The organism is Variovorax sp. dw_308, from assembly GCF_019207085.1.
Taxonomy (GTDB): domain Bacteria; phylum Pseudomonadota; class Gammaproteobacteria; order Burkholderiales; family Burkholderiaceae_C; genus Variovorax.
Genome location: NZ_JAATOM010000010.1, coordinates 93517 through 116480 on the forward strand (window position 1 = coordinate 93517; position 22964 = coordinate 116480).

Annotated in this window: 22 protein-coding genes; 20 read left to right on the forward strand and 2 right to left on the reverse strand. The window is 65.6% G+C overall.

All coding sequences use genetic code 11. The features are described from left to right. Positions 1–101: 101 nt before the first annotated feature. The 20 genes from HCU76_RS19985 (at position 102) to hisA (ending at position 20521) form a co-directional block, all read left to right on the forward strand. Entirely contained in the window at positions 102–4841 is a 4740-nt protein-coding gene (locus HCU76_RS19985; RefSeq protein WP_218510439.1) for a glutamate synthase-related protein, read from the forward strand. Between the two features lie 33 nt (positions 4842–4874). Further along, positions 4875–6353 carry a glutamate synthase subunit beta gene (locus HCU76_RS19990; RefSeq protein WP_218510440.1) on the forward strand — a complete coding sequence of 493 codons (1479 nt, stop codon included), beginning with the start codon at positions 4875–4877 and terminating at the stop codon, positions 6351–6353. An 87-nt stretch (positions 6354–6440) separates the two neighbouring features. Beyond that, positions 6441–7262 (forward strand): ABC transporter ATP-binding protein, encoded by an 822-nt coding sequence (locus HCU76_RS19995; RefSeq protein ID WP_213953137.1) that lies wholly within the window; start codon positions 6441–6443, stop codon positions 7260–7262. Between the two features lie 155 nt (positions 7263–7417). After that, positions 7418–8200, forward strand: coding sequence for a lipid asymmetry maintenance ABC transporter permease subunit MlaE (mlaE, locus tag HCU76_RS20000; RefSeq protein ID WP_213953138.1), 783 nt, complete (start codon positions 7418–7420; stop codon positions 8198–8200). Positions 8201–8218: 18 nt separating this feature from the next. After that, positions 8219–8704, forward strand: coding sequence for an outer membrane lipid asymmetry maintenance protein MlaD (mlaD, locus tag HCU76_RS20005; RefSeq protein WP_213953139.1), 486 nt, complete (start codon positions 8219–8221; stop codon positions 8702–8704). Further along, entirely contained in the window at positions 8701–9456 is a 756-nt protein-coding gene (locus HCU76_RS20010) for a VacJ family lipoprotein (protein WP_213953140.1), read from the forward strand. The genes mlaD and HCU76_RS20010 overlap by 4 nt, the downstream gene beginning before the upstream one ends. 121 nt (positions 9457–9577) lie before the next feature. Continuing rightward, positions 9578–10240, forward strand: a complete 663-nt coding sequence (locus HCU76_RS20015; protein WP_213953141.1) for a phospholipid-binding protein MlaC — start codon at positions 9578–9580, stop codon at positions 10238–10240. Positions 10241–10245: 5 nt separating this feature from the next. Next, positions 10246–10518: a lipid asymmetry maintenance protein MlaB gene (locus HCU76_RS20020; RefSeq protein ID WP_213953142.1), complete on the forward strand. Its 273-nt coding sequence runs from the start codon at positions 10246–10248 to the stop codon at positions 10516–10518. A 34-nt stretch (positions 10519–10552) separates the two neighbouring features. Beyond that, positions 10553–11500, forward strand: a complete 948-nt coding sequence (locus tag HCU76_RS20025; RefSeq protein ID WP_213953143.1) for an ABC transporter ATP-binding protein — start codon at positions 10553–10555, stop codon at positions 11498–11500. A 64-nt stretch (positions 11501–11564) separates the two neighbouring features. Continuing rightward, positions 11565–12329, forward strand: coding sequence for an ABC transporter permease (locus HCU76_RS20030; protein WP_213953144.1), 765 nt, complete (start codon positions 11565–11567; stop codon positions 12327–12329). A gap of 121 nt (positions 12330–12450) precedes the next feature. Beyond that, positions 12451–12690, forward strand: a complete 240-nt coding sequence (locus tag HCU76_RS20035) for a BolA family protein (protein WP_213953145.1) — start codon at positions 12451–12453, stop codon at positions 12688–12690. Between the two features lie 34 nt (positions 12691–12724). Further along, the gene (gene murA / locus HCU76_RS20040) at positions 12725–14005 is read left to right on the forward strand and encodes a UDP-N-acetylglucosamine 1-carboxyvinyltransferase (RefSeq protein WP_213953146.1); all 1281 of its coding nucleotides are present in this window, start codon (positions 12725–12727) and stop codon (positions 14003–14005) included. Beyond that, on the forward strand, positions 14002–14646 hold the full coding sequence (hisG, locus tag HCU76_RS20045; protein WP_213953147.1) for an ATP phosphoribosyltransferase: 645 nt from the start codon (positions 14002–14004) through the stop codon (positions 14644–14646). Before murA ends, hisG begins: the two co-directional genes overlap by 4 nt. A 4-nt stretch (positions 14647–14650) precedes the next feature. Next, positions 14651–16039 (forward strand): histidinol dehydrogenase, encoded by a 1389-nt coding sequence (hisD, locus tag HCU76_RS20050; protein WP_218510441.1) that lies wholly within the window; start codon positions 14651–14653, stop codon positions 16037–16039. A 62-nt stretch (positions 16040–16101) separates the two neighbouring features. Beyond that, positions 16102–16893 (forward strand): hypothetical protein, encoded by a 792-nt coding sequence (locus tag HCU76_RS20055; protein ID WP_218510442.1) that lies wholly within the window; start codon positions 16102–16104, stop codon positions 16891–16893. A 32-nt stretch (positions 16894–16925) separates the two neighbouring features. Beyond that, a complete protein-coding gene (locus HCU76_RS20060) occupies positions 16926–17315 on the forward strand; it encodes a hypothetical protein (RefSeq protein WP_218510443.1) in 390 nt (129 codons plus the stop codon). 8 nt (positions 17316–17323) lie between these two features. Further along, positions 17324–18415, forward strand: coding sequence for a histidinol-phosphate transaminase (hisC, locus tag HCU76_RS20065; RefSeq protein WP_218510444.1), 1092 nt, complete (start codon positions 17324–17326; stop codon positions 18413–18415). Continuing rightward, entirely contained in the window at positions 18412–19041 is a 630-nt protein-coding gene (gene hisB, locus HCU76_RS20070; RefSeq protein ID WP_218510445.1) for an imidazoleglycerol-phosphate dehydratase HisB, read from the forward strand. The genes hisC and hisB overlap by 4 nt, the downstream gene beginning before the upstream one ends. 52 nt (positions 19042–19093) lie before the next feature. Further along, entirely contained in the window at positions 19094–19750 is a 657-nt protein-coding gene (hisH, locus tag HCU76_RS20075; protein WP_213953153.1) for an imidazole glycerol phosphate synthase subunit HisH, read from the forward strand. Between the two features lie 24 nt (positions 19751–19774). Beyond that, on the forward strand, positions 19775–20521 hold the full coding sequence (hisA, locus tag HCU76_RS20080) for a 1-(5-phosphoribosyl)-5-[(5-phosphoribosylamino)methylideneamino]imidazole-4-carboxamide isomerase (protein WP_218510446.1): 747 nt from the start codon (positions 19775–19777) through the stop codon (positions 20519–20521). An 81-nt stretch (positions 20522–20602) separates the two neighbouring features. On the opposite strand, the gene HCU76_RS20085 is transcribed toward hisA, so the two are convergent. Together HCU76_RS20085 and HCU76_RS20090 are read right to left on the reverse strand one after the other, a co-directional pair. Then, positions 20603–21547 carry an amino acid ABC transporter substrate-binding protein gene (locus HCU76_RS20085; protein ID WP_256354305.1) on the reverse strand — a complete coding sequence of 315 codons (945 nt, stop codon included), beginning with the start codon at positions 21545–21547 and terminating at the stop codon, positions 20603–20605. Positions 21548–21555: 8 nt separating this feature from the next. After that, positions 21556–22872 (reverse strand): dicarboxylate/amino acid:cation symporter, encoded by a 1317-nt coding sequence (locus tag HCU76_RS20090; protein WP_218510448.1) that lies wholly within the window; start codon positions 22870–22872, stop codon positions 21556–21558. Positions 22873–22964: the final 92 nt, after the last annotated feature.

Below are 22964 nucleotides of genomic sequence, written 5' to 3' on the forward strand. Positions count from 1 at the left end.
AAATTATTTGGAATCTGACCCCAATTAAAGTTCTTGGCACTGTTTGTGCAATGCAATATTCTCCGTTTCCCCCGCGAAAAAATTGAAGAAGGAGTACGCCCATGACCACGGACGCAGAGATCCAACACCTGGAAAAACACGGGCTGTATTCGTCCGCCAACGAGCATGACGCCTGTGGCCTCGGCTTCGTTGCCCACATCAAGGGCGAGAAGCGCCACGACATCGTCACCCAGGCGCTCAAGATCCTCGAGAACATCGACCATCGCGGCGCCGTGGGCGCTGACAAGCTGATGGGCGACGGCGCCGGCATCCTGATCCAGATTCCGGACGCCTTGTACCGCGAGGAAATGGCCAACCAGGGCGTGGCCTTGCCGCCGTATGGCGAATACGGCGTCGGCATGATCTTCCTGCCCAAGGAGCATGCCTCGCGCATGGCCTGCGAGCAGGAGATGGAGCGCGCCATCAAGGCCGAAGGCCAGGTGCTGCTCGGATGGCGCGACGTGCCGGTCAACGCCGAGATGCCGATGTCGCCCGCGGTCAAGAAGACCGAGCCGATCCTGCGCCAGGTCTTCATCGGCCGCGGCAACGACGTCATCGTGCAGGACGCGCTGGAGCGCAAGCTGTACGTGATCCGCAAGACCGCCAGCGCAAACATCCAGAACCTCGCGCTCAAGCACAGCAAGGAATACTACGTTCCGAGCATGTCCAGCCGCACGGTGGTCTACAAGGGCCTGCTGCTGGCCGACCAGGTCGGCGTCTACTACAAGGACCTGTCGGACGAGCGTTGCGTCTCCGCGCTGGGCCTGGTGCACCAGCGCTTCTCGACCAACACCTTCCCCAAGTGGCCGCTGGCCCACCCGTACCGCTACGTCGCCCACAACGGCGAAATCAACACGGTGCGCGGCAACTACAACTGGATGCTGGCGCGCGAAGGCGTCATGTCCTCGCCCGTGCTCGCGGCCGACCTGAAGAAGCTGTATCCGATCAGCTTCGCCGGCCAGTCCGACACGGCGACCTTCGACAATTGCCTCGAACTCATGACCATGGCCGGCTACCCGATCAGCCAGGCTGTGATGATGATGATCCCCGAGCCGTGGGAGCAGCACGGCAACATGGACGAGCGCCGCCGCGCCTTCTATGAGTACCACGCCGCGATGATGGAGCCGTGGGACGGCCCGGCCTCGATCGTCTTCACCGACGGCCGCCAGATCGGCGCCACGCTGGACCGCAACGGCCTGCGCCCCTCGCGCTACTGCGTCACCGACGACGACCTGGTCATCATGGCTTCGGAGTCCGGCGTGCTGCCGGTGCCGGAGCACAAGATCCTCCGCAAGTGGCGCCTGCAGCCGGGCAAGATGTTCCTGATCGACCTGGAACAGGGCCGCATGATCGACGATGACGAGCTCAAGGCACAGATCGTCAATACCAAGCCCTACAAGCAGTGGATCGAGAACCTGCGCATCAAGCTCGACAACGTGCAAACGCCGACGGCGGAAGTGCCGACCAGCGAGGTCTCGCTGCTCGACCGCCAGCAGGCCTTCGGCTACACGCAGGAAGACATCAAGTTCCTGATGAGCCCGATGGCGCAGGCCGGCGAGGAGGGCATCGGCTCGATGGGCAACGACAGCCCGCTGGCCGTGCTGTCGAGCAAGAACAAGACGCTCTACAACTACTTCCGCCAGATGTTCGCGCAGGTGACGAACCCGCCGATCGACCCGATCCGCGAGGCGATCGTGATGTCGCTCAACAGCTTCATCGGCCCCAAGCCGAACCTGCTGGACATCAACCAGGTCAACCCGCCGATGCGGCTGGAAGTGACGCAGCCGATCCTCGACTTCACCGACATGGCGAAGCTGCGCGACATCGAGAAGCACACGCAGGGCAAGTTCAAGAGCTCCACGCTGGACATCTGCTACCCGGCCGACTGGGGCCGCGAGGGCATCGAAGCCAAGCTGGCCTCGCTGTGCGCCGAAGCCGTGGATGCGATCAAGGGCGGCAGCAACATCCTGATCGTCAGCGACCGCGGCATGACCGCGACGCGCGTGGCGATCCCGGCGTTGCTCGCATCGAGCGCCATTCACCAGCACCTGGTGCGTGAGGGCCTGCGCACGACGGCCGGCCTGGTCGTGGATACCGGCAGCGCCCGCGAAGTGCATCACTTCGGCGTGCTCGCCGGCTACGGCGCGGAAGCCGTGCACCCGTACCTCGCGATGGAAACGCTGGCCTCGATGCACGCCGACCTGCCCGGCGACCTCTCGGCCGAGAAGGCGATCTACAACTACGTGAAGGCGATCGGCAAGGGCCTGTCGAAGATCATGTCCAAGATGGGCGTGAGCACCTACATGAGCTACTGCGGCGCCCAGTTGTTCGAAGCCATCGGCCTGAACAGCGACACCGTCGGCAAGTACTTCACTGGCACGGCCAGCCGCGTCGAAGGCATCGGCGTGTTCGAGATCGCCGAGGAAACGCTGCGTACCCACGCGGCCGCCTTCAGCGACGACCCGGTCCTGGCAAACATGCTCGACGCCGGCGGCGAATACGCCTGGCGCACGCGCGGCGAAGACCACATGTGGACGCCCGACGCGATCGCCAAGCTGCAGCACAGCACGCGCGCCAACAACTGGAGCACCTACAAGGAATACGCGCAGATCATCAACGACCAGAGCCGCCGCCACATGACGCTGCGCGGTCTGTTCGAGTTCAAGATCGATCCTGCGAAGGCGATTCCGGTGGAGGAAGTCGAGTCGGCGGCAGATATCGTCAAGCGCTTCGCCACGGGTGCGATGTCGCTCGGTTCGATCTCGACCGAAGCGCATGCCACGCTCGCCGTGGCCATGAACCGCATCGGCGGCAAGAGCAACACCGGCGAGGGCGGCGAAGACCCTTCGCGCTACCGCAACGAACTCAAGGGCATCCCGGTGAAGGTCGGCGACACGCTCAAGAGCGTCGTGGGCGAGGCCAACGTCGAAGTCGATTTGCCGTTGAAGGCCGGCGACTCGCTGCGCTCGAAGATCAAGCAGGTCGCGTCGGGCCGCTTCGGCGTCACCGCCGAGTACCTGACCTCGGCCGACCAGATCCAGATCAAGATGGCGCAGGGCGCGAAGCCCGGCGAAGGCGGGCAATTGCCGGGCGGCAAGGTGTCGAACTACATCGGCGCGCTGCGCTACTCGGTGCCGGGCGTGGGCCTCATCAGCCCGCCGCCGCACCATGACATCTATTCGATCGAGGATCTGGCGCAGCTTATCCACGACCTGAAGAACGTCGCGCCACATGCCAGCATCAGCACCAAGCTGGTCAGCGAAGTGGGCGTGGGCACGGTGGCCGCGGGCGTGACCAAGTGCAAGAGCGACCACATCGTGATCGCGGGCCATGACGGCGGCACGGGCGCATCGCCCTGGTCGTCCATCAAGCACGCGGGCGGTCCGTGGGAAATCGGCCTGGCCGAGACGCAACAGACGCTGGTGCTGAACCGCCTGCGCGGCCGTGTGCGCGTGCAGGCCGATGGCCAGATGAAGACCGGCCGCGACGTCGCCATCGGCGCGCTGTTGGGTGCGGACGAGTTCGGCTTCGCCACCGCGCCGCTGATCGTCGAAGGCTGCATCATGATGCGCAAATGCCACCTGAACACCTGCCCGGTGGGCGTGGCTACGCAAGATCCGATCCTGCGCAAGAAGTTCTCCGGCAAGCCCGAGCACGTCGTCAACTATTTCTTCTTCATCGCGGAAGAAGTGCGCCAGATCATGGCGCAGCTGGGCATCCGCACCTTCAACGAGATGATCGGCCGCGCCGACCTGCTCGACATGAAGAAGGGCATCCAGCACTGGAAGGCCAGTGGCCTGGACTTCAGCCGCCTGTTCGCGCTGCCCGAGGTGCCGGCCGACGTGCCGCGCTTCCATGTCCAGAACCAGGACCACGGCCTGGAGCACAACCTCGACACCAAGCTCATCGAGAAGTCGCGCGCGGCCATCGACAAGGGCGAGAAGGTGCAGTTCATCGAGGTGGCGCGCAACGTCAACCGCACCGTCGGCGCCAAGCTGTCGGGCGCTCTGACCCGCGTGCATCCGGAAGGCCTGCCGGACGATTCGATCCGCATCCAGCTCGAAGGCACGGGCGGCCAGTCCTTCGGCGCGTTCCTGGCACGCGGCATCACGCTGTACCTGATCGGCGATGCCAACGACTACACGGGCAAGGGCCTGTCGGGCGGGCGCATCGTCGTGCGGCCCAGCCTCGACTTCCGCGGCGAAGCGGTGCGCAACACCATCGTGGGCAACACCGTGATGTATGGCGCCACGACCGGCGAAGCGTACTTCTGCGGCGTGGCGGGCGAGCGTTTCGCCGTGCGGCTGTCGGGTGCCACGGCAGTCGTCGAAGGCACGGGCGACCACGGCTGCGAATACATGACCGGCGGCACGGTCGCGGTGCTGGGCAAGACCGGTCGCAATTTCGCGGCCGGCATGAGCGGCGGCGTGGCCTTCGTCTACGACGAGGATGGGCAGTTCGCATCGCGCTGCAACCTGTCGATGGTCTCGCTTGACAAGGTGCTCACCAGCGCCGAGCAGACCGCGAGCATGCACAAAAAGATCTGGCACACCGGCCAGACCGACGAGGTGCAGCTCAGGAAGCTGCTCGAAGACCACCACCGCTGGACCGGCAGCAAGCGCGCACGTGAGTTGCTCGACGACTGGCCGACGGCCCGCACGAAGTTCGTGAAGGTGTTCCCGAACGAATACAAGCGCGCCCTCGCCGAGATCCACGACCGGCAGGTCGAGCTCGCCAGCAGCGGCAACGATGCGCATGCCGGCCTGGAGCCGCACGCGATGCGCAAGCCGGCCAAGGTCTGACGCGAAGCACAAGAAAGAACAGAGGACATCACGATGGGAAAAATCACGGGCTTCATGGAGCATGAGCGCATCGAGGAGGGCTACAAGCCCATCGACGAGCGCGTCAAGCACTACAAGGAATTCGTCGTCGGCCTGACGCCTGCGCAAGCCAAGGTGCAGGGCGCGCGCTGCATGGACTGCGGCACGCCGTTCTGCAACAGCGGCTGCCCGGTCAACAACATCATCCCCGACTTCAACGACCTGGTCTACCGCGACGACTGGCAGAACGCCTTCGCGGTGCTGGACTCGACCAACAACTTCCCGGAGTTCACCGGCCGCATCTGTCCCGCACCGTGCGAAGCAGCCTGCGTGCTGAACGTGAATGACGATCCGATCGGCATCAAGTCGATCGAGCACGCGATCATCGACCGCGCCTGGGACGAAGGCTGGGTCGACGCGCGACCTGCCAAGCACAAGACCGGCAAGAAGGTCGCGGTGGTCGGCTCCGGCCCGGCCGGCATGGCGGCGGCGCAACAGCTCGCGCGCGTCGGCCATGACGTCACGCTGTTCGAGAAGAACGACCGTGTCGGCGGCCTGCTGCGCTACGGCATCCCCGACTTCAAGATGGAGAAGACCCACATCGACCGCCGCGTCGAGCAGATGAAGGCCGAGGGCGTGACCTTCCGTCTTGGCGTAATGATCGGTGCCGCCAAGGATCCGCTCGGCAAGGGCTCCAAGGTCATCAACTGGGCCAAGGAAACGATCACGCCCGAGCAGCTTGACAAGGAATTCGACGCCGTGCTGCTGACTGGCGGCGCCGAGCAGTCGCGCGATCTGCCCGTGCCTGGCCGCGATCTGGATGGCATCCATTTCGCGATGGAATTCCTGCCGTTGCAGAACAAGGTCAACGCGGGCGACAAGGTCAAGGGCCAGATCCGCGCCGACGGCAAGCACGTCATCGTGATCGGCGGTGGCGACACCGGCTCCGACTGCGTCGGCACCAGCAACCGCCATGGCGCCGTTAGCGTGACGCAGTTCGAGGTCATGCCGCAGCCGCCCGAGGAAGAAAACCGTCCGATGACCTGGCCCTACTGGCCGATCAAGCTGCGCACCAGCTCCAGCCATGAGGAAGGCTGCGAGCGCGAGTTCGCCATCTCGACCAAGGAATTCATCGGCGACAAGGGCAAGGTCACCGGCCTGAAGACCGTTCGCGTCGAATGGAAGGACGGCAAGATGGTCGAGGTCGCCGGCAGCGAGAAGATTCTCAAGGCCGACCTGGTGCTGCTGGCCATGGGCTTCGTGAGCCCGGTCGCTGGCGTGCTGGATGCCTTCGGCGTCGAGAAGGATGCGCGCGGCAATGCCAAGGCGACGGTGGAATTTACCGGCGGCTACGCGACCAACGTGCCGAAGGTGTTTGCCGCAGGCGATATCCGCCGCGGCCAGTCGCTGGTGGTCTGGGCCATTCGCGAAGGCCGCCAGGGCGCGCGTGCGGTGGACGAGTTCCTCATGGGGTACAGCGACCTGCCGCGCTGACCGCTGCAGGAGGGCACCCCATGGTTCATTTATCATAGGGGACCGCTGAGCCGGGACGCCTGAAGAGGTTCCCGGCTTTTCTGTTTCATGAGCACTCCATTCCCTCCACTGGTCGAATTCAAGGACGTCACGTTCGGCTACGGCGCGCGCGTCATCCTGAACGAGGTGTCCTTCAGCGTGCCGCGTGGCAAGGTGACTGCGCTCATGGGCGCGTCCGGCGGCGGCAAGACGACAGTGTTGCGCCTCGTCGGCGGCCAGCAGCGCGCCCAGTCCGGCCAGGTGCTCTTCGACGGACAGGACGTGGGCAAGATGGCCCCGGCCGCCCTCTATGCGGCACGACGTCGCATGGGCATGCTGTTCCAGTTCGGCGCGCTGTTCACCGACATGAGCGTGCTGGACAACGTCGCCTTTCCCTTGCGCGAACACACCAGGCTGCCCGAGGCCCTGGTGCGCGACATCGTGCTGATGAAACTCGACGCGGTCGGCCTGCGTGGCGCGCGTGACCTGATGCCGAGCGAAGTGTCGGGCGGCATGGCGCGTCGGGTGGCACTGGCCCGCGCCATCGCGCTCGACCCCGATCTCGTCATGTACGACGAGCCTTTCGCCGGCCTCGACCCGATCTCCCTCGGCACTGCAGCGCGGCTGATCCGGCAACTGAATGACACGCTTGGCCTGACCAGCATCATCGTCTCGCACGATCTCGAGGAAACCTTTCGCATTGCCGACCACGTGATCGTGCTGGCCAACGGCGTCATCGCCGCGCAGGGCCGGCCCGACGAGGTGCGCCAAAGCACCGATCCGCTGGTGCACCAGTTCGTGAATGCGCTGCCCGATGGGCCGGTGCGTTTTCACTATCCGGGCGTGAGCGTGGCGGACGACTTCGGCAACTCGCACGGGGGGCGGGCATGAGCGCCGCCCGGCCGCCCGAAGGCGCTCGCACCGCAGCGCGCAGCGCGGAGGTTGCCCAATGAGCGCCGCCCGGCCGCCCGAAGGCGCTCGCACCGCAGCGCGCAGCGCGGAGTTGACCCGATGAACGCGGCAAGACGCCAGTCGCGGGGCCTGCGATGAGTTGGTGGCGGCCTTCGGACATCGGTTTCGCCGTGCGAAGCAAGCTCGCGAACATCGGCCATGCGGCCGGGTTGTTCGTGCGGCTGCTCGGCCCCGGCGCCACGACCTTCCGCCGCTTCGGCCTCGTGCGGGACCAGATTCATTTTCTCGGCAACTATTCGCTCGCCATCATTGCCGTGTCGGGGCTTTTTGTCGGTTTCGTGCTGGGCCTGCAGGGCTACTACACCTTGCAGCGCTACGGATCGGCCGAAGCCCTGGGCCTGCTGGTGGCGCTGGGACTGGTGCGCGAGCTCGGCCCGGTCGTGGCCGCGCTGCTGTTCGCGGGCCGCGCGGGAACCTCGCTCACGGCGGAAATCGGCCTCATGCGGGCGGGCGAACAACTCAGCGCGATGGAGATGATGGCCGTCGACCCCGTGGTGCGCATCCTGGCGCCGCGCTTCTGGGCGGGCGTCATCACCATGCCACTGCTGGCGGCTGTGTTCAGCGCGGTCGGTGTGATCGGCGGCTATGTCGTCGGCGTGGTCATGCTCGGCGTCGACGCCGGCTCGTTCTGGGGCCAGATGCAGGGCGGCGTGGACGTGTGGCGCGACGTCGGCAACGGCGTGATCAAGAGCGTCGTGTTCGGCTTCACCGTCACGTTCATCGCATTGCTGCAAGGCTACGAAGCGCAGCCGACGCCCGAGGGTGTCTCCCGCGCCACCACGCGCACGGTGGTGATGGCCTCCCTCACCGTGCTGGGCCTGGATTTCCTGCTGACGGCGATGATGTTCAACATTTAAAAAAGGGGACGTAGACACATGCAACGCTCCAACAAAGACATCTGGGTCGGCTTGTTCGTGCTGATCGGCGCGGCGGCCCTGCTGTTCCTCGCACTGCAATCGGCCAACCTGCTGAGCCTCAATTTCCAGAAGACCTATGCCGTCAAGGCGCGCTTCGACAACATTGGCGGCCTGAAGCCCCAGACCGCGGTCAAGAGCGCGGGCGTCGTGGTGGGACGGGTCGAATCCATCGCCTTCGATGACAAGAATTACCAGGCCACCGTCACTTTGGCCCTGCAAACTCGCTACAGTTTCCCCAAGGACAGTTCGCTCAAGATCCTGACCAGCGGCTTGCTCGGCGAGCAGTACATCGGGATCGAGGCGGGCGCCGAAGAAAAGACGCTGCAGGGGGGCGACACGATCACGGCCACCCAGTCGGCGGTGGTGCTGGAGAACCTGATCAGCCAGTTCCTCTACAGCAAGGCCGCCGAGGGCGGTTCGCAGCAGAACAACAGCAAGAAATGAAACGCAGTCCCTTTCCACGCAATGCCATCCGGAAGATGGCCAGGCGTATTTGCCTCGCGGGCGCCGCGCTCGGCCTCACCCTGATCGCCGGCCATGCCAGCGCGCAGGCAGCCAACCCTGCCGACCCGTTCGAACCTTTCAACCGGAGCATCTTCCGCTTCAACGATGCGGTCGACGAAGCCGTGCTCGTGCCCACGGCCAAGGCCTACCGCGCCGTCTTGCCGCAGCCGGTGCGCACCGGGGTGAGCAACTTCTTCAACAACATCGGGGACGTCTGGAACTTTGCCAACAGCGTGATGCAGTTGCGGGCGCAGAACAGCGCACAGACCTTCATGCGCCTGAACGTCAACACCGTGTTCGGCCTGGGCGGGATCCTCGACGTGGCCACCGAACTCGGCATCGAGCGGCACCGGGAGGACTTTGGCCAGACGCTGGGTCGCTGGGGCGTACCGCCCGGCCCCTTCGTCATGCTGCCGGTGCTCGGGCCGTCGACGGTGCGCGATACCGCGGCGCTGCTGGTGGACCTCAATGGCGACGGCGTGGCCGCGATCCGGCCCGTGGCGGCGCGCGATGTGAGCTACGTCCTGCGCGTGGTGGAGGAGCGTGCGAAATACCTGCGCGCCAGCCAGTTCCTGGGCGATGCCGCGCTCGACAAATATTCGTTCGTACGCGACATCTGGCTCCAGCGCCGCCAGGCAGACGTGGACGACGGCAAACCACCAGGTGCCGACGACGACGGCGGCGGCCGTTGATCACGCTTTGCTTGCATTTCGTAGCGGGCGCGCCACTGGCTTCGGGAACCGTGTCCGCCGCGCGAAGCTCTGACGCGTTAGGGCCCCTTGAGGCCCGTTTTGACAATAAGGACTAAACCCGATGAACCAGATTCTGAAACGCCGCGCATTCGGCCGTCTTGCGATGGCGAGTGCGCTGTTGTTCAGTGGGGCGGCCGTTTACATGCGCCCCGCCAGTGCCGCCGACGAGGCGCCCGACGCGCTGGTCAAGCGCCTGACCACCGAAGTGCTCGACATGATCCGCAACGACAAGTCGATCAAGGCCGGTGACATCAACAAGATCATGGCGCTGGTCGACACCAAGGTCATGCCGAACCTGAATTTCCAGCGCATGACTGCCTCGGCCGTAGGCCAGGCATGGCGCTCGGCCACCCCCGAGCAACAGAAGCGGCTGCAGGAAGAGTTCAAGCTCCTGCTTGTGCGCACCTATGCCGGCGCGCTCGACCAGGTGACCGACCAGACCGTGAGCGTGAAGCCGTTCCGCGGCTCGCCTGACGACAAGGACGTGCTGGTGCGCACCGAGGTCCGGGGCGCCAGCGGCGGCGAGCCGATCCAGCTCGACTACCGGCTCGAGAAGACGCCTGGCGAAGGCAGCGGCTGGAAGATCTACAACCTGAACGTGATGGGCATCTGGCTGGTCGATACCTACCGCACCCAGTTTGCGCAGGAGATCAACAGCAAGGGCATCGACGGCCTGATCGCCGTGCTGGCCGCGCGCAACAAGGGCAACAGCACCAAGAGCTGATGACCATGCTGGTGTTGCCAACCCGCCTGCTGCATGACGACGCCCCGGCTTGCCTGCGCATGCTGCAGCAGGGGCAGGCGGCCACGCAGGAGTCGGTGACGGTGGTGGACGCCAGCGCGTTGACGCATTTCGATTCCTCGGCCATCGCGGTGCTGCTCGAATGCCGCCGCGAGGCGAGCGCCTGCGGGCGCGGGTTCGCGGTCAAGGGCTTGCCGCCCCGGCTGCGCGAACTGGCCGCGCTGTATGGCGTGGCGGGCCTTTTGCCGGCCGCACCCTGAGAAATCCGGGCGCAGCATAAAATCGTGGGCTCCCATGCCCGCGATCACGTTCCAATCGGTCTCCAAGACCTATCCTCCCTCACGTCAGCAACGGGCCCAAGGCAAATCGGGCCTGCGCGCGGTCGATGAGGTTTCCTTCCAGATCGAAGAGGGCGAATTCTTCGGCTTGCTCGGTCCCAATGGCGCCGGCAAGACCACCCTCATCAGCATGCTCGCCGGGCTTTCCCGTCCCACGGCGGGCAGCATCAGCGTGCACGGATTCGATGTCCAGCGCGACTATGCGCAGGCGCGGCGCCAACTCGGCATCGTGCCGCAGGAGCTGGTGTTCGACCCCTTCTTCAATGTGCGCGAGTCGCTGCGCATCCAGTCGGGCTACTTCGGCATCAAGAACAACGAAGGCTGGATCGACGAGTTGCTGCATAGCCTCGGGCTGACCGACAAGGCCTCGGCCAACATGCGCCAACTCTCCGGCGGCATGAAGCGGCGCGTGCTGGTGGCGCAGGCACTGGTGCACAAGCCGCCCGTCATCGTGCTGGACGAGCCTACCGCCGGCGTCGATGTCGAACTGCGGCAAACGCTCTGGCAGTTCGTCGCCAAGCTCAACAAGCAGGGCAGCACGGTCCTGCTGACCACCCACTACCTGGAAGAAGCCGAGGCGCTGTGCAACCGGATCGCCATGCTGAAACTCGGCCGCGTGATCGCGCTCGACAGCACCAGCGCCTTGCTGAGTGCCTCCCACAGCAACGTGCTGCGCTTCAAGACCGATGCCGATCTGCCCTGGGCCATCGCGCAGCATGCCCGCATCACGGGACGCATCGTGCAACTACCGGCGCGCAATGCGCTCGAGGTGGAGCAGTTGCTGGCCTCCATCCGCGAGGCCGGCGTGGCGGTGGAAGACGTCGAGATGCGCAAGGCCGACCTGGAAGACGTGTTCATCGACCTGATGGCGGGCGAGCAGACGCCGCTGGAGGTGGCGCGATGAGACCGATTCCGCTCGCTGGCATCGAACGGGTGCCAGCCCAAGTACCGAGCCCGGGAGGTTGCCCATGATGGCCGTCACCGGTTGGCGCGCGCTGCTCTACAAGGAGACGCTGCGCTTCTGGAAGGTCGGCTTTCAGACGGTCGGCGCGCCGGTGCTGACGGCGCTGCTGTACCTGATGGTGTTCGGCCATGTGCTCGAAGGCCGCGTGACGGTGTACGGCACGGTCGGCTACACCGCGTTCCTGGTGCCGGGCCTGGTGATGATGAGCGTCTTGCAGAACGCCTTCGCCAACAGCTCGTCCTCCATCATCCAGAGCAAGATCATGGGCAACCTGGTCTTCGTGCTGCTCACGCCGCTGTCGCACTGGGGCTGGTTCCTGGCCTATGTCGGGTCGTCGATCATCCGCGGACTGGCGGTCGGCATCGGCGTGTTCGCCGTGACCATGTTCTTCGCGATGCCGGATTTCGTCGCGCCGCTCTGGATCATCGTCTTCGCGTTCCTGGGCGCCGCAATGCTCGGCACGCTGGGGCTCATCGCGGGGCTCTGGGCCGAGAAGTTCGACCAGATGGCGGTGTTCCAGAACTTCCTGATCATGCCGATGACTTTTCTCTCCGGCGTGTTCTATTCGATCGGGTCGCTGCCGCCGTTCTGGCAAAAGGTCAGCCACCTGAATCCGTTCTTCTACATGATCGACGGTTTCCGCTACGGCTTCTTCGGCGTGAGCGATGCGTCGCCCTGGCTGAGCTTCGGCATCGTCGGCACGGCCTGGTTGTTCGTCAGCGCCGTGGCCGTTCACCTGCTGCGCATTGGCTACAAGATTCGCGGATAGAACATGGCTCTCCCCCAGGTCGCTGCGCACTTCGTGCGCGACTCTCACCCCCTCACCGGGGGCAACACCGACAGCCCGGCAAAGCCGGTTCTGTGGTGTTTCCCGAATGGATGCGTTTCACATGACCGCTGACGAACTCAAGGCCATCATCGCCGCCGGGCTGCCGTGCGAACACCTTTCGCTCGAAGGCGACGGCCGCCATTGGTTCGCCACCATCGTGTCGGCGGAGTTCGAAGGGCAGCGCGCGATCAAGCGGCACCAGAAGGTCTACGCCACCCTCGGTGCGAAAATGCACACCGACGAGGTGCATGCGCTCTCGATGAAGACCTATACGCCGGCCGAATGGGCGGCGCAGAAATAGAACCGGGCCCTTTCGGCCACTCCCTGGATTCCTGATGGACAAATTGTTGATTCGCGGCGGGCGCAAGCTCAGCGGCGAGGTACTGATTTCTGGCGCCAAGAACGCCGCCTTGCCCGAGTTGTGCGCCGCGCTGCTGACCGACGAACCGGTCACGCTGCATAACGTGCCCCGCCTGCAGGACGTGACGACCATGCTGAAGCTGCTGCGCAACATGGGCGTGACGGCCGAGCGCGACGACAACGGCACCGTCCGCATCGATGCCGGCCCGCTGCACAACGCCGAAGCGCCGTACGAACTGGTCAAGACCATGCGCGCCTCCGTGCTCGCGCTGGGCCCGCTGCTGGCGCGTTTCGGCAAGGCACGGGTCTCGTTGCCCGGCGGCTGCGCGATCGGCTCGCGCCCGGTGGACCAGCACATCAAGGGCCTGCAGGCCATGGGCGCGGACATCACGGTCGAGCACGGCTACATGGTGGCGGGCGTGCGCGGCGGCGGGCGGCGCCTGCATGGCGCACGCATCACGACCGACATGGTCACCGTCACCGGCACCGAGAACTTCCTCATGGCCGCCGCGCTGGCCGAGGGCGAGACGGTGCTCGAGAACGCGGCCCAGGAGCCGGAGATCCCCGACCTGGCCGAGATGCTGATCGCGATGGGCGCCAGGATCGAAGGCCATGGCACGAGCCGCATCCACATCCAGGGCGTGGAGCGCTTGCACGGCTGCACGCACCGCGTGGTGGCCGACCGCATCGAGGCCGGCACCTTCCTCTGCGCGGTGGCCGCGGCCGGCGGCGACGTGCTGCTGCGCCATGCGCGCGCCGAGCACATGGAGGCGGTGGTCGAAAAGCTGATCGAGGCCGGCGCGACGGTGACGGCGGTGCAAGGCGGCGTGCACGTGCAGGCCGCAGGCCGCCTCAGGGCGCAAAGCTTCCGCACCACCGAATACCCGGGCTTTCCCACCGACATGCAGGCGCAGTTCATGGCGCTCAATGCGATCTCGACCGGCACCTCGACGGTGACCGAGACCATCTTCGAGAACCGATTCATGCACGTCGACGAATTGCTGCGACTCGGCGCCCACATCCAGCACGACGGCAAGGTGGCCGTCGTCGAGGGCGTGGAACAGTTGTCGGGTGCGACGGTGATGGCGACCGACCTGCGCGCCTCGGCCAGCCTGGTCATCGCCGGCCTGGTGGCCGATGGCGAGACGCTGGTCGACCGCATCTACCACCTCGACCGCGGCTACGACCGCATGGAAGCCAAGCTGCGCGGCATCGGCGCGGACATCGAGCGCATCAGCGAAAGAGTCACCGCATGACGATCACGATCGCCCTGTCCAAGGGCCGCATCTTCGACGAGACGCTGCCATTGCTGGCGGCTGCCGGCATCGAGGTCACCGAAGACCCCGAGAAGTCGCGCAAGCTGATCCTGCCGACCTCGCAGCCGGACGTCCGCGTGCTGCTGGTGCGCGCTTCCGACGTGCCGACCTACGTGCAGTGGGGCGGCGCAGACCTCGGCGTGACCGGCCTCGACACCATGATCGAGCACGGCACGGCCGGCCTCTACCTGCCGCTGGACCTCAAGATCGCCGCCTGCCGCATGAGCGTCGCCGCGCGGGAAGATTTCGACTATGCCCACGCGGTGCGCCAAGGTGCGCGCCTCAAGATCGCGACCAAGTTCGTCGCCATCGCGCGCGACCATTTCGCCACCAAAGGCGTGCACGTCGACCTGATCAAGCTCTACGGCAGCATGGAACTCGCGCCGCTCACCGGGCTGGCCGATGCCATCGTCGACATCGTCTCGACCGGCAACACGCTGCGGGCCAACCACCTGGTCGAGGTCGAGCGCATCATGGACATCAGCGCCCGCCTGGTCGTCAACCAGGCCGCGCTCAAGCTCAAGCGCGAGCCGATCCGCCGCATCATCGACGCCTTCGCGTCCGCCATCCAGCCTTCCTGACGCCATGACCCTGACAGCCGCTCCTCTCCGTCTTTCCACGACTTCAGCCACCTTCGAGGCCGATTTCAAGGCGCGGCTGCATTGGTCCGCGGATGCCGATGCGGCCATCGAGAAAGTGGTGGCGGACGTGCTGGCCGATGTGCGCCAGCGCGGTGATGCCGCGGTGCTGGAATACACGCGTCGTTTCGACGGCCTGGAAGCGGCGTCGATGCACGACCTGGAACTGACGCAGTCCGATTTCAAGGAAGCCTTCGATTCGCTGCCGCTCGCGCAGCGCGATGCCTTGCAGGCGGCAGCGGCGCGTGTGCGCAGCTATCACGAGGCCCAGAAAAAGGCGAGCGGCGAAAGCTGGACCTACCGCGACGCCGACGGCACCCTGCTCGGACAGAAGGTGACGCCGCTGGATCGCGTCGGCATCTACGTGCCGGGCGGAAAGGCGGCCTATCCGTCGAGCCTGCTGATGAACGCGATTCCGGCGCACGTGGCCGGCGTCGGCGAGATCATCATGGTCGTGCCCACGCCCGCGAAGGGCAGCGTGGCGACCGGCGGGTCAGGGAACGCCGGCTCGTCGAAGGGCGAACGCAACGTGCTTGTCCTTGCCGCCGCCTACGTGGCCGGCGTCACGCGCGCATTCACCATCGGCGGCGCGCAGGCCGTCGCAGCGCTGGCCTATGGCACCGAAACCATTCCGGCCGTCGACAAGATCACCGGCCCCGGCAATGCGTACGTGGCCGCGGCCAAGCGCCGCGTGTTCGGCACCGTCGGCATCGACATGATCGCCGGCCCGAGCGAGATCCTGGTCCTGGCCGATGGCAGCACGCCACCCGATTGGGTCGCCATGGACCTGTTCAGCCAAGCCGAGCACGACGAACTGGCGCAGAGCATCCTGCTGTGCCCCGATGCGGCCTACATCGACGCGGTGCAGGATTCCATCGACAAGTTGCTGCCGCAGATGCCGCGCGCCGACATCATCACTGCCTCGCTCAATGGTCGCGGCGCGCTGATCCAGACGCGCAATATGGAAGAGGCCTGCGCCATCAGCAACCGCATCGCGCCCGAGCACCTGGAAGTCAGCAGCCACGAGCCGCATCGCTGGGAGCCGCTGCTCAAGCATGCCGGCGCGATCTTCCTTGGCGCCTTCACGAGCGAGAGCCTGGGCGATTACTGCGCCGGCCCGAACCATGTGCTGCCGACCTCCGGCACGGCGCGCTTTTCGTCGCCGCTGGGCGTCTACGATTTCCAGAAGCGCTCCAGCCTGATCGAGGTCAGCGCGCAGGGCGCCCGGGTGCTGGGCCCGATCGCGGCGGAACTGGCCTACGGCGAAGGGCTGCAGGCCCACGCGCGCGCGGCGGAAATGCGACTGGAGCCGGTGCCGTCGTCAGCCAAAGAATAAGAGCTTCCCGGGAGAGACAAATGATCCGATCAAGGACGAAAGCCGGGTGGCCTCGGCGCCTGATGGCCATTGGCATCGCCGGGCTGCTCGCCACGTGCGCGCAACTGCCGCAGGCCCCGCGCGCGCAGGATCCGAATTCGCAGGTGACCGCGGGCATCCCCGCGCTTGCGCCGGCGGCAGGCGCCAGCGCCTCCCCGGGCGCGGGCATCGTGTCGCCCACAAGACCGCTCCTGGTTGCGCGCCTCACGCCGACGCAGCCGGATCAACTGGCCTCGATCGCCTACAGCGACGCGGCCGTGCTGCGTCGTTCCCTCGGCAAGACCGTTGATCGGCGGATGAACCTGGAGCTCGCGCAAGGCAACATCGAATGGTCGGTGGTGGACGACTACAAGCGGCCGTTGCCGCTGCTGCGTTCGCGCCGTGGTGACGGCGCATTCCAGTTGGGCGTGACTGAAGGGGCGCCTTTCTGCCTGGTGTTCCGCAACCTGGGCGAGCGCAACTATGAAGTCGTCGCCACGGTCGACGGCCTGGACGTGCTGGGCGGCAAGGCGGGCAGCACGACCCACCGGGGCTACCTGCTGGCTGCCCATGACGAACTGGTCATCAAGGGGTTCCGCAAGAGCAGCGACGCCGTGGCGCCGTTCCGTTTCGCCGCGCCCCGCCGCGCGCATGCTGGCAAGACCGAGGTCGGCGATGGCGGCGGCGTCGGCGTGCTGGATGTGTCGGTCTTCCGGCTCGGTGAAGTCGACGCACCCGCATCGCAACGCACCGCCGCGCTTCAAGGGCAGCAGATCGACCTGTTCCCGATCGGCGTGCGCTCCGGCAGCGCATCGCCGCCTCGCCAGCGAAACTGAGTCGCCGCCTGGCAAGAACCCACCGATCCTTCATGAGCACCCTCGCCCCCGTCTCACTCGCACGTTGCCGTCCGACAGTTCGCGCCGCCGTCCTGCTGGCGCTGCTGACATGCGGCGCCATGGCGCACGCCATGTCGATCCGCGAAATGCGCACGCTCGAAGCCACCGAGAAGGACGGCAAGGCCTACGCGGGCTACTACCTCGTCGGCGTCCTCGAAGGGCTGCGCGAGGCCAGCGATGCCGAGCGGCGCGCCGGCCGAAAGCCCCTGTTCTGCGTCGGCGAGCGGCGCCTTGAGCCGGCCATGGCCCGTTCCCTCTACCAAGGTGAGCTCGCCCGCAACGCCGACAGCTACGAAGCCGACATGCCGGTGCAACTGGTCATGTCGAATGCATTGCAAAGCAGCTACCGCTGCACCCAATGAACACTGAAATGAACGCTCCACAGACCCAGGCCGGCGCGCTCGGCCGCATCCGCGCCGACGTCCAATCCATGCACGCCTATGCGGTGCAGGACGCGCGCGGGCTGCTCAAGCTCGACGCGATGGAAAACCCCTTCGGCCTGCCGCCTGCGCTGCAGGCCGCGCTGGGCCAGCGCCTGGGCGCACTCGCGCTGAACCGCTACCCCGGCGATCGCGGCAACGACCTCAAGCGGGCGCTCGCCGCCCACGCCGGCATGCCCGCAGGCTTCGACCTGATGCTCGGCAATGGCTCCGACGAATTGATCTCCCTGCTGGCCATCGCCTGCGACCTGCCGGGCGCCACCGTCATGGCGCCGGTGCCCGGCTTCGTGATGTACGCGATGAGCGCGCAACTGCAGGGCCTGAAGTTCGTCGGCGTGCCGCTCACGGCCGATTTCGAACTCGACCAGGAAGCCATGCTGGCCGCCATCGCGCAGGAAAAGCCGGCGATCGTCTACCTCGCCTACCCCAACAACCCGACCGCCAACCTCTGGGACGAAGCCGTCATCGACCGCATCATCGCGGCGCAGGGCGAGCAGGGCGGCCTGGTCGTCATCGACGAGGCCTACCAGCCATTCGCAGGCAAGAGCTACATCGGCAAGGCTGCACAGCATAGCCACGTGCTGCTGATGCGCACGCTGAGCAAGTTCGGCCTGGCGGGCGTGCGGCTCGGCTACCTCGTGGGGCCGGCCGCGCTCATCGCCGAGATCGACAAGGTGCGCCCGCCCTACAACATCAGCGTGCTCAACTGCGAATGCGCGCTGTTCGCGCTGGAGCATGCGGATGTGTTCGATGCGCAGGCCGCGCAGATCCGCGCCGAGCGTGCGCGCATCCTCCTGGCGCTGGGCCGGCTGACCGCCGTGAAGAGCTGGCCGAGCGACGCCAACATGGTGCTGATCCGTGTACCCGATGCGACAAAGACCTTCGAAGGACTGAAGGCTCGCGGGGTGCTCATCAAGAACGTTTCTAGAATGCACCCCTTGCTGGCCAACTGCCTGCGCCTCACGGTCGGGACTTCCGGCGAAAATGCGCAGATGCTGGCAGCACTCGAAGCATCCTTATGAACACCCCCACGGCACCCGAGGCAGTCGTCGCGGCCGGCGCACGCAGCGCGACCGTCACCCGCAACACCGCCGAGACAAAAATCACCGTCAGCGTCAATCTGGACGGCAGCGGCAAGGCCAGGCTCTCGACCGGCATCGGCTTCTTCGACCACATGCTCGACCAGATCGCCCGCCACGGCCTGATCGACCTCGACATCGACTGCAAGGGCGACCTGCACATCGACGGCCACCACACGGTGGAAGACGTCGGCATCACGCTGGGCCAGGCCGTCTTCAAGGCGGTCGGCGACAAGAAGGGCATCCGCCGCTACGGCCATGCCTACGTGCCGCTCGACGAGGCGCTCAGCCGGGTGGTCATCGATTTTTCCGGCCGGCCGGGGCTGGAAATGCACGTGCCCTTCACCAGCGGCATGATCGGCACCTTCGACAGCCAGCTCACCTACGAATTCTTCCAGGGCTTTGCCAACCATGCCCTGGTCACGCTGCACATCGACAACCTCAAGGGCGTGAATGCGCACCACCAGTGCGAAACCGTGTTCAAGGCCTTTGCGCGCGCCTTGCGCGGCGCGCTCGAACTCGATCCGCGTTCTGCCGGCGTCATTCCCTCGACCAAGGGCTCCCTCTGAAAATTTCCAGCTTGTCCGGATTGCGGCGACCCTCCTGCCCGCGCGCCCTGCCATGAATTCAACAGCGAACACCGTCGCGGTGGTGGACTACGGCATGGGCAATCTGCGCTCGGTTTCGCAGGCCGTGCAGCATGCGGCCGACCAGGTCGGCGTGCAGGTCTTCGTCACGTCCGACCCGGAAGTGGTGCGCAAGGCCACCCGCGTGGTGCTGCCGGGGCAGGGCGCCATGCCCGACTGCATGCGCGAATTGCGCGATTCCGGCCTGCAGGAATCGGTGCTCGAGGCGGCCGCCAGCAAGCCCCTGTTCGGCGTGTGTGTCGGCATGCAGATGCTGCTGTCGTCCAGCGACGAGGGGCCGACCGATGGCCTCGGGTTGATTCCGGGGCGCGTCGTCAAGTTCGATCTCGCTGGCCGCACCCAGCCCGACGGCAGCCGCTTCAAGGTGCCCCAGATGGGTTGGAACCAGGTCACGCAGGCGCAGCCGCACCCCGTGTGGGCGGGTGTACCCGACAACAGCTACTTCTATTTCGTGCACAGTTTCTACGCACGCCCCGCCGACGTGAAGCACAGCGTGGGCGAAGCCGACTACGGTTCGCGCTTTACGGCGGCCATCGCACGCGATAATATTTTTGCGACCCAGTTCCACCCTGAAAAGAGTGCGGACCACGGGTTGCAGCTCTACCGCAACTTCCTCCACTGGAACCCTTAAAGCCTCCCTCCGGGTTGCCTTGCCATGCTGCTGATTCCCGCCATCGATCTCAAGGACGGTCACTGTGTTCGCCTCAAACAGGGCGACATGGACCAGTCCACCATCTTCAGTGAAGACCCGGCCGCGATGGCGCGCAAGTGGCTCGACGCCGGCGCACGCCGCCTGCACCTGGTCGACCTGAATGGCGCCTTCGCCGGCAAGCCGCAGAACCATGCCGCCATCCGCGCGATCCTGCGTGCCGTGGGCGACGAAATCCCGGTGCAGCTCGGCGGCGGTATCCGCGACCTCGACACCATCGAGCGCTACATCGACGACGGCCTGCGCTACGTGATCATCGGCACTGCCGCGGTCAAGAACCCGGGTTTCCTGAAGGACGCCTGCAGTGCCTTCGGCGGGCACATCATCGTCGGACTCGACGCGAAGGACGGCAAGGTTGCCACCGATGGCTGGAGCAAGCTGACCGGCCACGAAGTCTCCGACCTCGGCAAGAAGTTCGAGGACTACGGCGTCGAATCGATCATCTACACCGACATCGGCCGCGACGGCATGCTCTCGGGCATCAACATCGAGGCCACGGTGCGCCTGGCGCAGGCGCTGACGATCCCGGTGATCGCATCGGGCGGCCTGTCGAACATGGCCGACATCGAGAAGCTCTGCGCCGTCGAACCGGATGGCGTCGAAGGCGTGATCTGCGGCCGCGCGATCTATTCGGGTGACCTCGACTTCGCCGCCGCGCAGGCACGCGCCGACGAACTGGCCGACGCCGCCTGAACCCGGCCGCATACGCAGGACAAAATAGGGCCCGCAACCGTTGCAGGTGCGGGCCGTGCGTGACTTCGGCGGCGTCTTCCTTTATTCCGACTTGACCGACATGGTCTGGAGGATCGTTTCGAGCTGCGGGCTCATCGGCAGGTCGAGGCTGGTGCCCGATGGCAGCTTGCGCAGGAACCAGCGCTTGTACTGGCGCTCGATCTCTCCCTCTTGCGCGAGCATCTGGAACGATTCATTGATGAGCTTGGACATCTGTGGATCGTCCTTCCGGAACATCACGCCGTAGGGGTCGTACGAGAGGAAGTCGCCGACCACCTCGTAGTCGCTCTGGCCCCTGGATGCGGCCTTGTCCTCGGCGATGAAGCCGTAGAGCAGTACGTCGTCGGTCGCAAAGGCGTCGGCCTTGCCTGCCTTCACGAGGCTGAACGATTCGGCATGGTCGGCCGACACCACGATGTTCAGGTTGAGCTTGAAGCGTTCCGACAAGTCCTTCATGGTCTTCTCGTTGGTGGTGCCCGAGGTCACCGCCACGGTCTTGCCGGCCAGGTCGCGATAGCCCTTCACGGGCGAACCCTTCTTCACCAGCAGCTTGGTGCCCGAGACAAACATCGTCGGCGAGAAGGCGACGCGCTTTTGCCGTTCCAGGTTGTTCGTGGTCGAGCCGCATTCCATGTCCACCTGCCCGTTGGCCACCGCGTCGATGCGCGAGGCCGACGTCACCGGCACCCACCTGATCGCGAGCGTCTTGTGGACCGCATCGCCCATGGCGTCGACAAGCTGCCTGCACAACTCGATCGAGTAGCCGATGGGCTCCTTGCGGCTGTTGAGGTACGAGAACGGGACCGACGACTCGCGATAGCCGACAGTCACCGCGCCGGCGCTGCGGACCTTGGCCAGCGTGCCGCTGAGAGCCGAGTCGGCCTGCGCCTGGGCGCTGGCCATGCCGGCGGCCAGGGCCGTGGCTGCAAGAAGCCCCGCAGCCATCGTTCCCTTCGCCAGCCTCCATGCCGAGCATGCGAAGTTCATGGTCATGCTCAGGCGTGCGCCGGCTGGGCCGTGGTGGCCGCGCTGGTCGCGGCTTCGGCGTCGAGCAGCTTCGCATTCGCGGCAGCCTGTGCTTCCGGCAGCAGTTCGCCCTCCCACTTGGCGACCACGGCCGTGGCGAGCGAGTTGCCGACCGCGTTGGTGGCCGAGCGACCCATGTCGAGGAAGGTGTCCACGCCCAGGATCAGCAGCAGGCCAGCCTCGGGGATGTTGAACTGGTTCAGTGTCGCCGCGATCACCACCAGCGAGGCGCGCGGCACGCCGGCCATGCCTTTCGACGTGAGCATCAGGATCAGCAGCATCGTGATCTGCGTGCCGAGCGACAACGGGATGTTGTAGGCCTGCGCGATGAACAGCACGGCGAAGGTGCAATACATCATCGAGCCGTCGAGGTTGAACGAGTAGCCCATCGGCATCACGAAGCTGGAGATCTTGCGCTTGACGCCGAAGCGGTCGAGTGCGTCCAGGATCTTCGGATAGGCCGCCTCGGAACTCGCGGTGGCAAAGGACAGCAGGAAGGCTTCCTTGATGAGCACCAGCAGCTTGAACACGCGCGGGCCCAGGAACAGGAAGCCGGCGCCGATCAACACGGCCCACAGCACGAACAAGCCGAGGTAGAAGTCGCCCATGAAGACCGCGAACTTCAGCAGGATCTCCAGGCCGTTGACGGACACGGTGGCCGCCATCGCGGCCATCACGGCCAGCGGCGCCAGCTTCATCACGTAGCCGGTGATCTTGAGCATCGCGTGCGAGAGCTCGTCGATCGCATTCACGAGTGTCTTGGCCTTTTCACCCAGCGACGCCAGCGCCACGCCGAAGAACATCGAGAACACGACGATCTGCAGGATCTCGTTGTTGGCCATGGCCTCCGCAAACGACTTGGGCACGAGGTGGCTCACGAAGTCCTTCAGCGTGAACTTGGAGGTGGCCAGGTTGGCCGAGGCGCCGATGTCCGGCAGCGGCAGCCCCAGGTTGTGGCCCGGCTGCAGCAGGTTGGCCATGATGAGGCCGAGAATGAGCGAGACCAGCGAGGCGGTCACGAACCACCCCAGCGCCTTGCCGAACACGCGCCCGACCGAGGCAGCGTCTCCCATATGCGCGATGCCCACGACCAGCGTCGAGAACACCAGCGGGCCGATCAGCATCTTGATCAAGCGCAGGAACACATCCGACATGATCGAGATATAGCCCGCGATTTCAGCGGCAGCCTTCTTGTCCGGAAAGCTCTTGAAAACCATGTAGCCCAGCACGATCCCGATCACCATCGCGATCAGGATCCATACGGCCGCAGGTATTTTTTTCTTCATTCTTCCCCCCTCTGTTTTGCTTTGTAGTGAAACTGGACTTGCAGTCCGGCAGCGATTTCATGTCAAAACCGTGCCATCGCCAACAGCCAGTC

Excerpts from the sequence above, each read along its gene's own strand:
- hisH (WP_213953153.1), top strand. The coding sequence starts at position 19,094 with ATGAATTCAACAGCGAACACCGTCGCGGTGGTGGACTACGGCATGGGC.
- mlaD (WP_213953139.1), top strand. The coding sequence starts at position 8,219 with ATGCAACGCTCCAACAAAGACATCTGGGTCGGCTTGTTCGTGCTGATC.
- hisG (WP_213953147.1), top strand. The coding sequence starts at position 14,002 with ATGACGATCACGATCGCCCTGTCCAAGGGCCGCATCTTCGACGAGACG.
- HCU76_RS20060 (WP_218510443.1), top strand. The coding sequence starts at position 16,926 with ATGAGCACCCTCGCCCCCGTCTCACTCGCACGTTGCCGTCCGACAGTT.
- HCU76_RS20020 (WP_213953142.1), top strand. The coding sequence starts at position 10,246 with ATGCTGGTGTTGCCAACCCGCCTGCTGCATGACGACGCCCCGGCTTGC.
- HCU76_RS20055 (WP_218510442.1), top strand. The coding sequence starts at position 16,102 with ATGGCCATTGGCATCGCCGGGCTGCTCGCCACGTGCGCGCAACTGCCG.
- HCU76_RS19985 (WP_218510439.1), top strand. The coding sequence starts at position 102 with ATGACCACGGACGCAGAGATCCAACACCTGGAAAAACACGGGCTGTAT.
- HCU76_RS20010 (WP_213953140.1), top strand. The coding sequence starts at position 8,701 with ATGAAACGCAGTCCCTTTCCACGCAATGCCATCCGGAAGATGGCCAGG.
- HCU76_RS20085 (WP_256354305.1), bottom strand. The coding sequence starts at position 21,547 with ATGAACTTCGCATGCTCGGCATGGAGGCTGGCGAAGGGAACGATGGCT.
- HCU76_RS19995 (WP_213953137.1), top strand. The coding sequence starts at position 6,441 with ATGAGCACTCCATTCCCTCCACTGGTCGAATTCAAGGACGTCACGTTC.
- hisA (WP_218510446.1), top strand. The coding sequence starts at position 19,775 with ATGCTGCTGATTCCCGCCATCGATCTCAAGGACGGTCACTGTGTTCGC.
- hisB (WP_218510445.1), top strand. The coding sequence starts at position 18,412 with ATGAACACCCCCACGGCACCCGAGGCAGTCGTCGCGGCCGGCGCACGC.
- murA (WP_213953146.1), top strand. The coding sequence starts at position 12,725 with ATGGACAAATTGTTGATTCGCGGCGGGCGCAAGCTCAGCGGCGAGGTA.
- HCU76_RS20035 (WP_213953145.1), top strand. The coding sequence starts at position 12,451 with ATGACCGCTGACGAACTCAAGGCCATCATCGCCGCCGGGCTGCCGTGC.
- HCU76_RS20015 (WP_213953141.1), top strand. The coding sequence starts at position 9,578 with ATGAACCAGATTCTGAAACGCCGCGCATTCGGCCGTCTTGCGATGGCG.
- HCU76_RS20025 (WP_213953143.1), top strand. The coding sequence starts at position 10,553 with ATGCCCGCGATCACGTTCCAATCGGTCTCCAAGACCTATCCTCCCTCA.
- HCU76_RS19990 (WP_218510440.1), top strand. The coding sequence starts at position 4,875 with ATGGGAAAAATCACGGGCTTCATGGAGCATGAGCGCATCGAGGAGGGC.
- hisC (WP_218510444.1), top strand. The coding sequence starts at position 17,324 with ATGAACGCTCCACAGACCCAGGCCGGCGCGCTCGGCCGCATCCGCGCC.
- HCU76_RS20030 (WP_213953144.1), top strand. The coding sequence starts at position 11,565 with ATGATGGCCGTCACCGGTTGGCGCGCGCTGCTCTACAAGGAGACGCTG.
- mlaE (WP_213953138.1), top strand. The coding sequence starts at position 7,418 with ATGAGTTGGTGGCGGCCTTCGGACATCGGTTTCGCCGTGCGAAGCAAG.
- HCU76_RS20090 (WP_218510448.1), bottom strand. The coding sequence starts at position 22,872 with ATGAAGAAAAAAATACCTGCGGCCGTATGGATCCTGATCGCGATGGTG.
- hisD (WP_218510441.1), top strand. The coding sequence starts at position 14,651 with ATGACCCTGACAGCCGCTCCTCTCCGTCTTTCCACGACTTCAGCCACC.